Below are 14096 nucleotides of genomic sequence, written 5' to 3'. Positions count from 1 at the left end.
CGGCATCTGTTCGCAGCTGAGGGAGGTTTTCGTGGCGGTCAGCGTCGAACCGGGCCTGACCGGCGGGTGGCGCGGCGGCAGCAACGTGCTGCTGCTGGTGCGCTCGCCGGAGGACGCCGGGCTGGTGCGCTCGGCGCTGGTCGCCGCCACGCGGGACATCGCGGCGCTCGGGGCGGCCTACGTGCCGCCGCCGGTCGCCGTGCCCGCCGGTCATCTGCTGACCTTCGACTTCGGAACGGTGCCGGCCGCTTCGTTCCGGTCCGTGCCGGAGTTGATCGCCCGCCGGCTGACCGAGGCCGGCGTCGGGGAGGCCGCCCTGGGCGTGCCGGGGAAGATCGGCGACCGCTATGCCGCGGTCACCGCGCTCGCCCCGGCCGCCCGGGCGTGGCTGCGCGGCCCGCTGGGTGCGCCGCTGGGCCCCGCACCGCTGGGCGCCGACCCGCTCCTGGAGATCGCCGCGGCCTGGGTGTGGGCCACCGCGCCCGAGCTGCCGCCGCAGGGCGTGGTGATCTCGGCCGAGTTCGAGCTGGCCTGGCCCGGCGTCACCGAGGCACTCCGCCCGGCGCTGGCCATGCACGTGCCGGTCGCGATCGTGGCCAGCGACTTCGCGTCGACGGCGACGGTGGCGGCGGTGGAGGGCACGCTGCTGGGCGCGGTCAAACAGGCAACGCTGACCGCCGCCGGCCAGGACGTGGCGGCGGCGATGCGCGGCCAGCGCGACCTGCTGGCCGCCCACGCCGGTGAGCTGGCCTGGGCCGGCGTCGACGCGGTGCCGACCGCGCGCGAGGCGTTGTCGGCCCAGTGGAGCGGCCGCCGGCCCGCGGCGGAGTACGTGCCCGACCTGCTGGTGCCGGAGGCCATGTGGTTCCAGGTGCTGTCACCCGGCCACCTGGACCGGCTGGGCGGCCCGCCACCGGGCGCGGTGCCGCTGCCCGGCGGCCGGGCCGGGCTGACCGTGGGCGAGCCCGAGCAGTGGTTGCCGGGTCACCCCGCCGGGGCCGAGCTGCGAGAGCGGGCGCGCGGCTTGCTGGCCGCCTGCCTGGCCGACGAGGAGACGGGGATGGCGCTCACCCGGGAGCGGCTGGCGGAGGCGCGGGCCCGCGACCGGGAGGGGTTCTTCCGCCGGCGATGAGGAGCTCGATGTGGATGGTCGCCCGTTTTTGTCGGTGGTGGGCCGTAAAGTCGCCCCACCCACCGAGGGCGGGCTGGGACTCGGGCATCCGATGGAGCGCGGGTTCGGGCGGGCGCTGGAGCCGGCACGCCAGCCGGCTCCGGGACGTAGGCCGACTGATGGCGGTGCTTCTGCTGGTCACCGGACTGACTGCCGCCTGCCGGGTTGGAGACCGGGACGACTGCCGGGAAGGCAAGCTGACGCCGGTCACGCCGGGAGCGGTCATGCCGACGCCGGGGAGCATTGACGAAGCACTCTGGGTTGCGGACGAGCGTGGCTCCCTGCGGGCGATCGACGGGCGCAGCGGGCGGATCACGGCGACGGTCGTGCTCGGCCGGGCTGGGGACCCCCCGCCGGCCGGGCATCCCTTTCCGCCGATGCTGGCGGCGGGTGGCGGCCGTGTCTACGCCTACTGGCCCGAGTCCGGAGAGCTGGCCGTCGTCGATGCGGTCGCTGCCCGGGTCGCCGGGAGGATGCAGGTGCCGGGGGTTCGGCCGTACGGCGGCAATCTGATGTTCTTTGCGCACGGCTCGTTGTGGATCGCCCAGCCGGGTCGGCTCTGGCGCGTGCGAGGCACAGCGGATGCCCTCTCGACGGCGCTGCCCGCTGACTTTGCGCCAGGTAGCGTGACCACATCCGATCACTGGCTCTGGCTGGCCGATGGTGGCACTCTTATCCGGATAAATCCGGACAGGCCGCAGGATCAGCAGCCAAGCGACCTGGCGAAGGGCGTCGGCCAACTGGCGAGCGGCATCTACGCGACCGGAGTCAACTCACCCGAGATTCGGCACCTCGACCCGGACGACGGCCACGAACTCGGCACGGTTCGGCTCGACGACAACGAGTTCGCGCTGGCGATCGTGGGCCACGGCGGTCAGGCCTGGGCGCTCGGCAACTGCGGCAACGCGATGCGCCTCGCGGACCGGCGCCGGGTGCGCGTCTCGACCGTCTCGCAGGACCTTCCGGCGGCCTCGGCGATGGGGTCACTCTGGGTGGGCGACGGGGTTCGGTCCGAGGTCGTACGCATCGACGCCGCCACCGGGGCCGTGCTGGCGCGCCTGCCGGTCGCCGCCGCGGATGCGGACGACCCCTCGTTCGGGCTGGTTGCCGGGCGGTCGACGGTCTGGGTGCTGGACGGCGATTTCGGGGGCGGGGTCTCGCGGATCGACGCCGCCGGCGGACGGGTCGTCCGGGTCCTGCCCGGAAAGCCGGGAAGCGGTGCTCTGTCGGCCGTTGTCTCGCTGCCGCCGCGATGAGAAGGTGCCGTGACCAGGGAACGACGCGCGGGCACCGCCCCGCTAGTATTCGCAGACAGGAATACTCGGGGGAAAGGTCGGAATGCAGCCAGTAAGCCCGTACCGGCTCGGCGAGCCGCTGGGTCAGTGCCAGGTGGGAAGCGTGTGGTCGGCCGTCGACGAGCAGGGGCGGCCGTTGACCGTGGCCGTGCTCGACACCGCGGCCCGCGACCAGGGCTGGCGTGACGCGTTCGCCGCGACCGTCAGCGCGCTGGCCGAGCCCGGCCCCGACCGTCCTCAGTACGTGCGCGCCGACGTGCGGGCCGAGGTGCCCTGGGCAGCCTATGCCGGCCCGGTCGGCGCGGGCGCCGGCGCGGAGCGGGTGTTCGAGTCGCTCGGCCAGCGGGTGATCGCCAGCGAGCCGTCCCTGCCCCCGGCCCCGCCGATCTCCGGTGCCCCGGTCTCGGCCTCCGTGATGCAAGCCACCACGGCCCACGCTTCGGCGGCAGGCCACGCTTCCGCGGCCCAAGCTTCCGCGGCCCCGATCTCCGCCGGCCCGTCCTACGGCTCGCCGGCGCCGTCCTCGGGCGTGCCGGTCCCGCAACAAAGTCACTCCCAGCCCAGCCAATCCCAGCCGGCCCAACCCCAGCCCAGCCAATCGCAACCGAGCTGGAACACGTCGGCGTCGGTCTACCCGGCGAGCGGCGGCTCGGTCTACCAGACCTCCTCACCGCCCGACCCGGTCTCCGGCACGCCGGTCTCGCCGGTCTCCACCGGCGGCGGCGTGGATCAGTACGGCCTCGGCTACGCGCCGCCGAGCGAGCCGAACCCGTTCTCCTCGCCCCAGCGCCGCATCGAGCCGTCCCCGCCGCGCAAGAGCCGCAAGAGCCTGTGGATCGCCCTGGCCGCCGTCGTCTTCGTGCTCGCCGGCGCCGGCACCTGGTTCGTGCTCGCCAACCGGGGCGGCGACCCCGACCCCGGCCCGGCCGCCTCGGCCGGCGCCGTTCCCCAGGCGGTCGGCACGGTGCCGACCGGCGCGCCGTCGAGCCCGGGCGTCGAGCCGCCGAAGTCGGGCGGCTGGCCGGCGAACTGGCCGCGGTACTCCCCGGTCGACAAGGTCAAGACGCTCAACCTCGAGGGCGTCGGCTTCCCGGTCAAGGTCCCGCAGACATGGAGCTGCACGCTCGGCGCCCGCGCCGAGGGCTACGTGAAGTACAACTGCGGCACCGCGCCGAGCGACGCCACCCAGGTCGGCGGCGAGCTGATCGTGCGCGCCTGCGCCGCGCCGTGCGACGGGGACCAGCAGGCCGAGGCCCGCCAGAACGAGGAGGCGTGGGGCATCCGCTGGATCCGCAGCGGCGCCTACGCGGCGTTCGGCGAGACGATCGTCCCGGTCGACGGCCAGGACCGGCACGCGCTCGCGGTCGTCGCGTTCTACCGCGGCGAGAGCGGCGAGGTCGACCACGAGATGGTGTTCCGCATGACGGCGCCGGTGAAGGACGCCCAGGTGCTCCGCCGGGTCGCCACCTACATCCACGACACGATCATCTTCTAGCAGTAACGCGGGAAGGGGCCGGGCGACGAATCGCCCGGCCCCTTCCGCGTGCCGGTCAGCGCGTCTCGTGCTCGATCCAGGCCGACATCCGGGCCGCGAACTCGCGCTCCGAGAACATCGCGGCCTGGGCCGCCACCCGCTGCGGGGACAGCCGGTTGAGGTGCCACACCGCCTGGGCGTAGTCGCGCGGGTCCCGCGAGTCGAGCAGGTACCCGCTCTCGCCGTGGGCCACGGTCTCGAGCAGGCCGCCACGGGCGAGCCCGATCACCGGCGTGCCGCACGCCTGGGCCTCGACCGGGATGATGCCGAAGTCCTCGTGCACCGGGAACAGCAGCGCCCGCGCACCCCAGTACAGGGTGCGCAGCCGCTCGCGACTCGGGCGTACCTCGAAATGCACCGGCACCCGGACCTTCGCGGCCACCTTGCGGAGGTTCTCCTCCTCGGGGCCGGAGCCGGCGATGATCACCGGGAGGCCGGCGGCGTCGGCGATCTCGATGATCAGATCGAAGTTCTTGTACGGGATCCAGCGCCCGAGCCCGAGCAGGTAATCGCGGGGCTGGTAGCGGTCGGCGGCCGGCGCCGAGCCGAAGTAGTCCACGTCGACCGGCGGGTTGATGACGACCGCGTCCCGCTTCCAGAACCGGTTGATCCGGTCCCGGACCTCGCGCGAGTTCGCCGCGTACGCGTGCACGTGCTTGCTGAGCTTGACGTCGGCCATCTGGAGGGCGGCGCGCGGCAGGGTCAGCAGCGGGCTCGACCCGCGGCCGTCGAAGTCGGGGCTCCACACGTAGCGGGCGGGGGAGTGGATGTAGCTGAGGTAGCGGGTCGTCTCCGGCGGGCCGAGCCGCACGGTGTGGGCGAAGGCGTGGCTCGACGAGATGACGACGTCGAACCGCTCCTTGCTCAGCGTGCGCCAGGCCAGCGGCATCAGCGGCAGCGCCCCGGCCTTGGACTTGCGCAGCGGCGTGTTCGCCATCCACGACTCGCTCAAGCCCGGCTCGTCCGAGTCGTGGTCCTTCCAGAGCACGAACTTCTTGCCGTGCGGCACGATGTCGGCGATGCGGCGGAAGACGTTCTCCGATCCGCCGGTGGCGCCGAACCATTCGTGTACAAGCGCGACCGACCGCCCGGCCAGGACGCCGGCGCCCGGTTGGCGGGCCGGTGCGTAGTCGGGATAGGTCATGCGTTGCTCCTCACGGCCGGGGTGGCCTGGTCGTTGTCAGAAATGTCGGGTTTGCGGCGAAGGCGGCGCAGGAAGCTGTCGAGGTACGCGTGACGCAGCGGCGGCACGGCGGCGACGTAACCGAGGAACAGCACCCCGATCGCCGCGCAGGAGGCGACCAGCCGGACGATCCCGTCGCCGGCCAGCAGCCAGCCGGTCACGCCGGCCAGGGCCGCGCCCGGCGCCAGCTCGGCCAGCCGCACCAGGCTGAACCTCAGCACGCCCAGCCAGTGGGCGGAGAGCGCGAACATCAGCAGGCCGCAGATCGAGGACGCGGCGCCGAGCGTGAACGCGCCCCAGAAGCGGTAGAGCAGCAGGTTGACCAGGATCGCCGAGCCGAACGCGGCGGCGTTGACGATGGCGACCCGGAAGTTCGCCCCGCGCGCGTTGAGGATCTTGACCAGCGTGTAGCCGATCACCTGGGCCCAGATGCCGAGGGCGAAGCCGACGAGCATGACCGAGGAGATGTCCACCGCACGCTCGTCGAACTGCCCGCGGGCGTACGCGAGGGTGACGATGCCCTTGGCGTTGATGGTGAGCACCAGCGACAGCGGGATCGTCAGGAGCAGGACCGGCGGCACCAGGCGCTTGAGGCCGCCGGACACCTCGTGCGCGGCCATCTTGGCGAACGAGGTCAGGCCGGCCAGCCCGAGCGGGGCGGCGAGCAGCGCCATGCAGGAGTCGACGATGAAGCGCGAGTACTCGGTGGCCGCCACCACCTCGACGCCGAGCAGCGAGCCGACCGCCCGCTCGACGGCGATCGAGCCCTGCAGGATCAGCGGGATCAGCAGCAGCGGGCGCAGGCGCTTCCAGAACAGGGTCAGCGCGGTGCGGCGGGCGACCCGGTACGACAGGTGGATGCCGGTGCCGTCGACGACCGGCACGTGCAGGTAGCGGCGCTGGTGGGTCCAGAACGTGCCGAGCGCGCAGAGCAGCACGTACGGGCCGGTGAAGCCCCACGCCAGCACCGACGCGTGCCCGGAGAAGTAGGCGACCAGGGTGGCCGCGATCAGGCCGATGCTCTGGAACGAGGGCCGGATGTTGAACATGCGGGTGTCGTCGTGGGCGAGCCCGACCAGCACGTACATGTTGTACTGGATGTAGAAGGGCATCCCGAGACCGGCGATGACCAGCATCGACGCGGCCATGCTCGCGGTCTCGCCGTCGAGGCCGGGGCCGAGCACCGCCACCCAGTAGTTCCGCCCGAGCACGAGCGCGAGCACCAGCACGACCGAGAAGCCGACCAGGATGTTGCGGACGTTGCGGTAGAGCACCGCGGCCATCGCCGGGCGGTCCTGCCGGTACTGCACGTACATCGGCAGGAAGCCGGCCGAGAGCGCGTCGGCGGTGAAGAAGTTGATCGGGACCATCGTCCCGGTCAGCGCGATCCGCTGGGCCGCCACCACCTTCCCGGCGCCGAAGAGGGCCGCGAGCAGCACCTCCCGGACGATGCCGAGGATCTTCCCGGTGATGCCCCCGAGGACCAGCTTGACGAAGATCCTGGTCACGGCACCGGGACCAGGTCCTGGAACGCGGTCAGGTAGCTGCGGGCGGAATGGGCGAGGGTGAACTCCTCGGGCAGCAGGCTCGCCCGCGCGCCGCGGTGGCCGGTGACGTCGATCAGCACGTCGGCGAGGCGCTCGGCGTCGGCCGGGTCGGCCTCGCGCACCACCCGGTCGAGCCGGCTGGTGCCGAGCGAGCCGGTCGGCACGACCGAGGGCAGGCCGCAGGCCAGCGCCTCGAGCACGGCCATCGGCAGGCCCTCGAGACGGGCGGTGGTGAGCAGGGCGACGTCGGCGGCGGCGTAGTACGCGCGGACCTCGTCCTTGTGCACCCGGCCGGTGAACCGCACGATGCTCTCCAGCCGCAGCTCGCGGGCCAGGTCGTGCAGCTTGCGCTCCTCGGGGCCGTCGCCGACGATCAGGAACGCGTACCGGCTGCCCAGGCCCCGGTTCCGCAGCACGGCGGCGGCCCGCAGCGCCCGGTCGACCCGCTTCTGGACGTGCAGCCGGCCGATCGACGCGATCACCGAGACCGACTCGTCGAGGCCGAGCGCGCCGCGGACCCGGGCCCGGCTCGCCGGGTCGAAGCCGTGATCCTCCGGGCGTACGCCGTTGGGAATGAGCCGGATGCGCTCGGGCGGCACCGACCAGCTCTGCGGCGGCGCCGCCAGCGACTGCGCCACGTTCTCGCCGATCGCCACGATCGCGTCGAAGTCGCGGTAGCGGGCGAGGTCCTTGGCCAGCCCGAGCATGTTCTTGGGGGAGGTGGCCAGCGAGCGCAGGTCGTGGGCGCGCAGCTTCGAGCCGATCTCCATGGCCGACGTGCCGTGCGCCTGCATGACGAACGGGACGTGCGGGAACTTCGCGCGGTCGCGGACCACGCCGTACGCGCCGGCGCTGACCGACAGCACCACCTCGGGCGGGGTCGGCAGCGACGCCCAGTACGCGCGGGACGCCTCCCACCACTCGGGCGAGTACTCGCCGGGGCGGGTGCCCGGGAGCGGGACGACCCGGACGCCGTCCTCGACGAACGGGGGCGGCGCGGGCGGGCGGGGGATGGCGGTGGTGACGACCCGGACGTCGCGGACGGTCCGGGCCCACTCGGCGGCCAGCGCCCAGGCCACCGTCTCCATGCCGCCGGTGCGGTGGTGCGGCGTGGAGCGGGCGAAGATCAGGATCGAGTCGGTCATAGCAGCGTCCGGTACAGGGCCTCGAGCTTGTCGGTCTGGCGGCGGAGGTTGAAGCGGTGCAGGACCATCTCGCGGCCGGCCTTGCCGAACCGCTCGCCCATCGCCGGGTCGCGCAGGAGCGCGATGAGCCGGTCGGCGAGCGCGGCCGGGTCGTGCTCGGGCACGAGGAAGCCGTTGACGCCCTCGGTGACCGCCTCGTGCGCGGCGCCGTGGTCGGTGGCGACCAGCGGCACGCCGGCGGCGCCGGCCTCCATCAGCACGGTGACCAGGCCTTCCTGGTCGCCGTTGGGCGCGGTGACGCTGGGCACGCAGACGACCCGCGAGTGGCTGAGCCACTGCAGCGTCTCGGCGTGCGGGCGCGCGCCGAGGAACCGGACGGCGCCGGCGATGCCGAGCTCGGCGGCGCTCGCCTCCAGCGACTCGCGCAGCGGGCCCTGGCCGACGATGGCCAGCTCGGCCCCGGGCACGGCCCGGCACACGTCGGCGAACGCCCGCAACAGGTCGGCGGTGCCCTTCTTCTCGACCAGGCGCGCGATGTGCAGGATGCGCGGGGTCTCGGGCACCGGGGCCGGCTGGATGACGTCGACGTCGACGCCGATCGGCAGCACGACGACACGGTCGGCCGGGTATCCCCACTCGATGGCCCGGCGGCGTACGTGCTCGGAGACCGCGACGAAGACGCGGCCGTGCGTGAACAGGTCGTCCCGCCAGGTCACGTAGTTGATCCAGGACGGCTTGCGCGACGCCACCAGTTGCGACTTGGCGACCGACACGTCGAACCCGTGCAGCGTGGTGACCAGCGGGACGCCCAGCGCCTTCGCCAGCGGCGTCACGTAGACGGCCTCGGGGCCGAAATGGGCATGCAGCAGCGCCACGTTCCGGTCGGCGAGCGCCTGCTTCAGCGGGCCCGGGGAACGGGTCAGCGTGTACGCCAGCTGCGCCCGCTTGCCGAACTGGGCGACGCTAACCGAGTCGGCCGGCGGCGTGATCTCCGGAACCCGATCCTTCGCCACGAAAAGTGGATGAAAAGTACGTAGTGCCCGTGCCTGATTGACGATGAACGTCTCCGAGGGCAGGAACTGCTGGTGTCTCACTATCCCGACGACCGGCGTCTGCGACATCGCCCGGAGCCTCCTCGCCAATGGGCCTGGTCAGGTAAACAAGCAGAAGGGCGAAGATCGGCATCAGGTGGATCTCGCCGAACACGTCAGTGTTCTCCGCCATGCCATGAATGAAGATCCAGGCGATGGCCGCGCCCGCGAACGCGGCGAACATCTTGTTCACCGCTACCCGGCCGGAGATGGCACGGATGACGATCCAGGCCACGACCCCGATGAATGCCGCGGTGAGCAGGGCGCCCACGATACCTGTCGTCGCCCAGGCGGCGAGCAGGAGGTTGTGGGGCGGGAGCGGCTTGTACACGCCGTGCGTCGACGCGTACGCCTTGAAGCCGGCGTCCCAGCCGCCGTAGCCGAGTCCCTTCAGCGGGTTGTTCCGGAACGAGTCGGCGCCGAAGCCCCAGATCTCGGTGCGCCCGACGAACGCCTCGGCCATCTGGCCGCGCAGTCCCGGCTTGATCACCAGCAGCGCCGCGACGCCGCCACCGCCGATGACGATCGCGGCGGCGACCAGGAGCAGGCGGCTGCGGGCCGGCATCGAGGAGCGGCTCAGCAGGTACGTCGCCGTGGCCAGCACCGGCAGCCCGATGGCCAGCAGCGAGCCCAGCTTGGAGCCGGTGAAGAACACCGTGACCAGGGAGAAGACGCCGGCCGCGGCCACCCACCGGGTGCGGGTGACGGCGAAGACGGCGAGGGCGGCCAGCCCGCAGACGCCCATGAAGATGGCGCCGACGTTGGCGTTGACGAAGAAGCCGCCCGACTTGCCGGGGTCGAACACGTTGTTGCGCCCGTGGCCGAACAGAGCGGCCGCCGTGTTCTGGCCGGCCACCAGCTTGGCCAGCGTGTGCAGGTACCGGTCCTCGACCCGGGGGGCGAGCCGGAACAGGATCACGACGAAGCCGTGCGCGACCACGAACGGCCAGAACAGCACCTGGATGCGGCGCAGCAGCGCGGGGTCGTCGCGCACGGCGGCGAACATGATCCAGAGCGTGATGGCGAACTGCGCGAGCAGCACCACCGGCCCGAGCGCGTCGCCCGGCACCGGCGACCACGCCATCGCGGCGACCCGGACCACCAGCAGCGCCGTGAGCACCGCGAACAACGCGACGTGCGGGATCGCGAGCCGCCGTGACCGCAGGATCCCGAGCGCGCCGACACCGGCCGCGGCCACGCAGAACAGCGTGGACAGCGCGATGTCGGACGTGCCCTGGGGCAGCAGGTAGATCTGCGGCACGGCGAGCACGAACAGCACGCTCGCCGCGAAGACCGGGGACGTGACGGTGGCGACCAGCTTCGCGAGGCCCGCCGGTGGGCGGGCCGCCTCCGTCGCCGGGCTAGACACCGGCGCTCTCGGCCGGACGGCCCAGGACCTCGGCGGCGAACTGCCGCAGCAGCCGCCCCCGGCCGGCCCAGCCGAAGTCCTGCGCGTACGCGCCACGGGCGTGGATCGCGGCGTCGGACGGCGGGGCGATCGTCGCCAGCACGCTGCGGACGAACCCGGGCGTACTGTCGGCGACCTCGATGAAGTGCGTGTTCGCGGCGGCCCGGACGACCTCGGGGATCGGCGTGCTGACCACATGGATGCCGCCCGCCAGGTACTCGTAGCACTTGAGCGGGCTGACGCCGGTGGTGTAGCTGTTCCGCGCGTACGGGATGAGACCGACCGACACCTCGCCGGTCACCTGGGCCAGCCGGTCGAGGGTGAGCACGCCCAGGTGCTGGGCGCCGAGCCGCTGCAGCTCGGCCAGCTCCCCGTCGAACCCGCCGCCGCCGGCCGCGACCGGCCCGGCCAGCAGCATGTCGCCGCGGCCGCGCAGGGCGATGGTCAGCTCCCGCAGCAGCTCGAAGTCGAGCTTGTGCGGGGTCAGGTTGCCGGCGAACAGCGCGGCCGGGCGTCGCTGGGCGGACGGCCGCGAAGCGCTCGCGAAGACGTCGACGTCGGCGACGTTGGGCAGGGTGTGCACCAGCGGGAAGCCCATGCCGCGCAGGTGGTCGGCGACGGCGTGGCTGGTGGCGATGGCGAACCGGGCGCGCTCGGCCAGGTTGCGCTCGCCGGCATCGACCGCGACCTCGTCGATGCCCGGGAACTCGCGGAGGATGTCGACGCAGTGGTAGATCGTGGCGTCCGCGTACTGCTCGAGGTCGTAGGTGACCGGGGTGAACGCCCACAGGATCTTGGGCCGGGTGCTCTCCCGCCACTCGGCGACGGCCCGGTGCAGCAGGATCCGGTTGGTCAGGCGGGTGGAGCGGCGGTGCACCGGCACGACGATCGGCGAGATGACCTTCGCGCGGGCCGGGACCGGGCGCGTCGACGACTCCGCCGGCTCGCTCGCGCCGACCGAACGGCGCAGCCGGCCGGCCATCCGGCCCAGGTCCTTCGCGTCCAGCTTGGGGCGACGCAGCCCGAGGGACTCGACGAACTGGACGTCGAACATCCGCGACAGCTCCCGCACCACGTAGTGCTGGTTGGTGGCGATCTGCGCGTTCCACTCCGCCGTACCGAGCACCAGGATCAGCGGCTCGGAGTCTCCGTGCTGGGGGGTAGTCGTCACTGGTTCCTTCTAGACATGTCGGGCGAGGGGGTCGCCGGTCCGGTCGGTGATCATAGCCGTCGTCGGTTACCTCGCGATGACCCGTTCGTCGGCCGCCCGGATCCGGGCGAAGCTCCTGATCAGGCCGTCTCGTAGCCGTTTGTTCACGGGGCGTTCGAACAGGTGGTGGACCGCGTAGCTGAGCAGCAGCACCCCGGCCACGACGGTGGTGAACAGCAGCCAGAACGGCACGTGCTCGTGGAACTCGCCGATGAAGGCCAGGCCGATCCGGTGGTGCAGCAGATAGACCGGGTAGGTGAGCGCGCCCAGCGTCACCAGGCCCGGCCACCTGACCCAGGAGAACCAGCCGAGCGCGACGGCGACCATGATGGCCAGGAACGCCAGCAGGATGACCACCGTCACCGGGTACGACGTGATGCCGCGCTTGGTCGGGTCGCGCTGGGCCAGCGAGGTCATGGCGATCGCCGCCGACGTGCCGAGCATGCACCACAGCAGCAGGTCCGGCCCGAACCGGTGGATCAGGTAGAGCGTGATGCCGGCGATGAACAGCGGCGCGTAGAACGGCTCGAACAGGCCCTCCAGGAACGCGGATCCGGTGTACATGGAGAAGAGGGTCGCGATCGTCCAGAACACGCAGAACAGGACAACCCGCTTGTACGTGACGCCGAACGCCACCACGATCGAGAACAGCATGTAGAACTTGAGCTCGATGAACAGCGTCCAGTCGACGCTGTCGACCGACGGGATGTGCAGGAACCGCTGCAGCATCGTCAGGTTGATCAGGGTGTGCGACAGGTGCGGCCGGTCGCGCCCGGCCGGGACCAGCGTGACGACCGCGGCGGTCAGCAGGATCGCGCCGATGTAGGCGGGCATGAGCCGGGTCACCCGGGAGACGAAGAACTGCGACAGCGAGCGGCCCCAGCTGCTCATGCAGATCACGAAGCCGCTGATCACGAAGAAGGCCTCGACGCCCAGGTACGCGTACTGCAGTCCCGCCTTCACGGTGGCGCCCAGCACGTGCGTGTCGCCGCCGGGGCCCCACGAGCCCTCCGACGAGGGGATGAAGTGGTAGCCGAGCACCGCCAGCGCGGCCAGGAACCGCAGCAGGTCCAGGATGTACAGACGGTTACCGGCCCGCTTCGGCCGAGGGGCCGCGGGGGCCGGCGCCTCCACCGGCGCGGGGTCCGGCGCAGCCACGACGACCGGTAGCTGCTGGGTGACCGCGTCGGCGCCGGCCGGCCTCGGTGCCTCGATTTCGATGCTCACTGTTTCCTCGGGCGTAGGGTCCGCGATGTTCCCGCGGAGGATATGTGAGAACGGTTTCGCGCGTGGTCCCGCGGGGGCCCGTTCGCCGTCATCCGCGCGGCGGGCGCGCGTCCGCGGCCCGGATCGTGGCGAAGCCGGCGGCCAGCCCGTGCCGCAGGGCCCGCGAGAGCGGCCTCTCGACCAGCTTCGCGACGGCGTGGCTGAGCAGCAGGACGGCGGCCACGACCAACGTGAACAGCAGCCACGGGTGGATCCCGGTCGGGCTCAGCCGCTGGATCGTGATGAGGCCGATCTCGTGGTGCAGCAGGTACACCGGGTACGTGAGCGCGCCCAGCGTCACCAGGCCCGGCCACCGCACCCAGTCGAACCAGCCGAGCGCCACCCCGGTCATCAGGGCGAAGACGCTGAGCATCAGGACCATGGCGATCGGGTACGAGGCGAAGCCCGTCCTGATCTCGGCCCGCTGCGCCAGGTTGGCCAGCTCGACCGCGACCGAGACGCCGAGCATGCACCAGAGCAGCAGGTCGGCCCCGAACCGGTGGATCAGGTAGAGCACCACGCCGGCCACGAAGAGCGCCGTCGTGCGCGGCTCGACGATCGCCGTGAGCAGCGGCTCGTCCTGGTAGACGGCGAACAGCGCGGCGATCGACCAGAGCACGCAGAACAGCACGACCCGCCGGTAGGTCACGCCGAATGCGACCACGATCGCGAACAGGACGTAGAACTTCAGCTCGATGAACAGCGTCCAGGACACGGCGTCGGTGGCCGGGACGTGCAGGAAGCGCTGCAGCATCGTCAGGTTGACCAGGGTGTGCGAGATGTGCGGCTTCGGTCGGCCCATCGGCATCAGCGTGATGACCGTTGCGGTGATCAGCACCGCGGCCATGTAGGCGGGCATCAGCCGGCTGACCCGCGAGATGAACAAGTGCGACAGCGGCCGGCCCCAGCTGCTCATGCAGATGACGAAGCCGCTGATCACGAAGAACGTCTCGACGCCCAGCCAGCCGTACGTCAGGACGCCCGTCGCCGGCCCGAACGCGCCGGCCCGGCCGGCCCAGACCTCGGGATGGTTCGCCACGTAGTGCAGCCCGAGCACCGAGATCGCGGCCGCGAACCGGAGCAGGTCCAGCACGTGGAGCCGGTCACCGCCGCCGGTTCTGACGACGGTGGGCGGCGGCGCCGTCACCAGGCTCATGGCTCCTCGCGATCTTTCCTCGTGTGCCGGGGGAGGATATGCGAGCGGACCGCGGGACGGTAACCCGCGTTTGCCGGGATATGAGGGTTC

11 protein-coding genes are annotated in these 14096 nt (G+C 72.1%); 3 read left to right on the top strand and 8 right to left on the bottom strand.

Going from position 1 to position 14096, the window contains the following annotated elements; translation table 11 throughout:
• Window positions 1–31 precede the first annotated feature (31 nt).
• The 3 genes from ACQP2F_RS29695 (at window position 32) to ACQP2F_RS29685 (ending at window position 3961) form a co-directional block, all read left to right on the top strand.
• Window positions 32–1132, top strand: a complete 1101-nt coding sequence (locus ACQP2F_RS29695) for a hypothetical protein (RefSeq protein WP_433293072.1) — start codon at window positions 32–34, stop codon at window positions 1130–1132.
• Between the two features lie 158 nt (window positions 1133–1290).
• Window positions 1291–2427 (top strand): hypothetical protein, encoded by a 1137-nt coding sequence (locus ACQP2F_RS29690; protein WP_433293070.1) that lies wholly within the window; start codon window positions 1291–1293, stop codon window positions 2425–2427.
• Window positions 2428–2509: 82 nt separating this feature from the next.
• Complete coding sequence (locus ACQP2F_RS29685; RefSeq protein ID WP_433293068.1) at window positions 2510–3961, top strand: hypothetical protein; 1452 nt, start codon at window positions 2510–2512, stop codon at window positions 3959–3961.
• A 55-nt stretch (window positions 3962–4016) separates the two neighbouring features.
• On the opposite strand, the gene ACQP2F_RS29680 is transcribed toward ACQP2F_RS29685, so the two are convergent.
• The 8 genes from ACQP2F_RS29680 to ACQP2F_RS29645 all read right to left on the bottom strand — a co-directional run bounded on the left by ACQP2F_RS29680 (window position 4017) and on the right by ACQP2F_RS29645 (window position 14006).
• Window positions 4017–5144 carry a glycosyltransferase gene (locus tag ACQP2F_RS29680; protein WP_433293066.1) on the bottom strand — a complete coding sequence of 376 codons (1128 nt, stop codon included), beginning with the start codon at window positions 5142–5144 and terminating at the stop codon, window positions 4017–4019.
• Window positions 5141–6691: a lipid II flippase MurJ gene (locus ACQP2F_RS29675; protein WP_433293064.1), complete on the bottom strand. Its 1551-nt coding sequence runs from the start codon at window positions 6689–6691 to the stop codon at window positions 5141–5143. Before ACQP2F_RS29675 ends, ACQP2F_RS29680 begins: the two co-directional genes overlap by 4 nt.
• Window positions 6688–7875 carry a glycosyltransferase family 4 protein gene (locus ACQP2F_RS29670; protein ID WP_433293062.1) on the bottom strand — a complete coding sequence of 396 codons (1188 nt, stop codon included), beginning with the start codon at window positions 7873–7875 and terminating at the stop codon, window positions 6688–6690. Before ACQP2F_RS29670 ends, ACQP2F_RS29675 begins: the two co-directional genes overlap by 4 nt.
• Complete coding sequence (locus tag ACQP2F_RS29665) at window positions 7872–8888, bottom strand: glycosyltransferase (RefSeq protein ID WP_433293060.1); 1017 nt, start codon at window positions 8886–8888, stop codon at window positions 7872–7874. The genes ACQP2F_RS29670 and ACQP2F_RS29665 overlap by 4 nt, the downstream gene beginning before the upstream one ends.
• Window positions 8839–10335, bottom strand: coding sequence for an O-antigen ligase family protein (locus tag ACQP2F_RS29660; protein WP_433293058.1), 1497 nt, complete (start codon window positions 10333–10335; stop codon window positions 8839–8841). Before ACQP2F_RS29660 ends, ACQP2F_RS29665 begins: the two co-directional genes overlap by 50 nt.
• Window positions 10328–11545, bottom strand: a complete 1218-nt coding sequence (locus tag ACQP2F_RS29655) for a glycosyl transferase family 1 (RefSeq protein ID WP_433293056.1) — start codon at window positions 11543–11545, stop codon at window positions 10328–10330. Before ACQP2F_RS29655 ends, ACQP2F_RS29660 begins: the two co-directional genes overlap by 8 nt.
• A gap of 66 nt (window positions 11546–11611) precedes the next feature.
• Complete coding sequence (locus ACQP2F_RS29650; protein WP_433293054.1) at window positions 11612–12811, bottom strand: acyltransferase family protein; 1200 nt, start codon at window positions 12809–12811, stop codon at window positions 11612–11614.
• A gap of 88 nt (window positions 12812–12899) precedes the next feature.
• Entirely contained in the window at window positions 12900–14006 is a 1107-nt protein-coding gene (locus tag ACQP2F_RS29645) for an acyltransferase family protein (RefSeq protein ID WP_433293052.1), read from the bottom strand.
• Window positions 14007–14096 lie beyond the last annotated feature (90 nt).

Origin of the sequence: Actinoplanes sp. CA-030573 (genome assembly GCF_050951115.1) — a bacterium.
GTDB lineage: Bacteria > Actinomycetota > Actinomycetes > Mycobacteriales > Micromonosporaceae > Actinoplanes.
This window is presented reverse-complemented; position numbering and strand designations above follow the sequence as displayed.

Coding starts and splice junctions, on each gene's coding strand:
- ACQP2F_RS29690 (WP_433293070.1), top strand. CDS start 1,291: ATGGCGGTGCTTCTGCTGGTCACCGGACTGACTGCCGCCTGCCGGGTT.
- ACQP2F_RS29685 (WP_433293068.1), top strand. CDS start 2,510: ATGCAGCCAGTAAGCCCGTACCGGCTCGGCGAGCCGCTGGGTCAGTGC.
- ACQP2F_RS29680 (WP_433293066.1), bottom strand. CDS start 5,144: ATGACCTATCCCGACTACGCACCGGCCCGCCAACCGGGCGCCGGCGTC.
- ACQP2F_RS29670 (WP_433293062.1), bottom strand. CDS start 7,875: ATGACCGACTCGATCCTGATCTTCGCCCGCTCCACGCCGCACCACCGC.
- ACQP2F_RS29645 (WP_433293052.1), bottom strand. CDS start 14,006: ATGAGCCTGGTGACGGCGCCGCCGCCCACCGTCGTCAGAACCGGCGGC.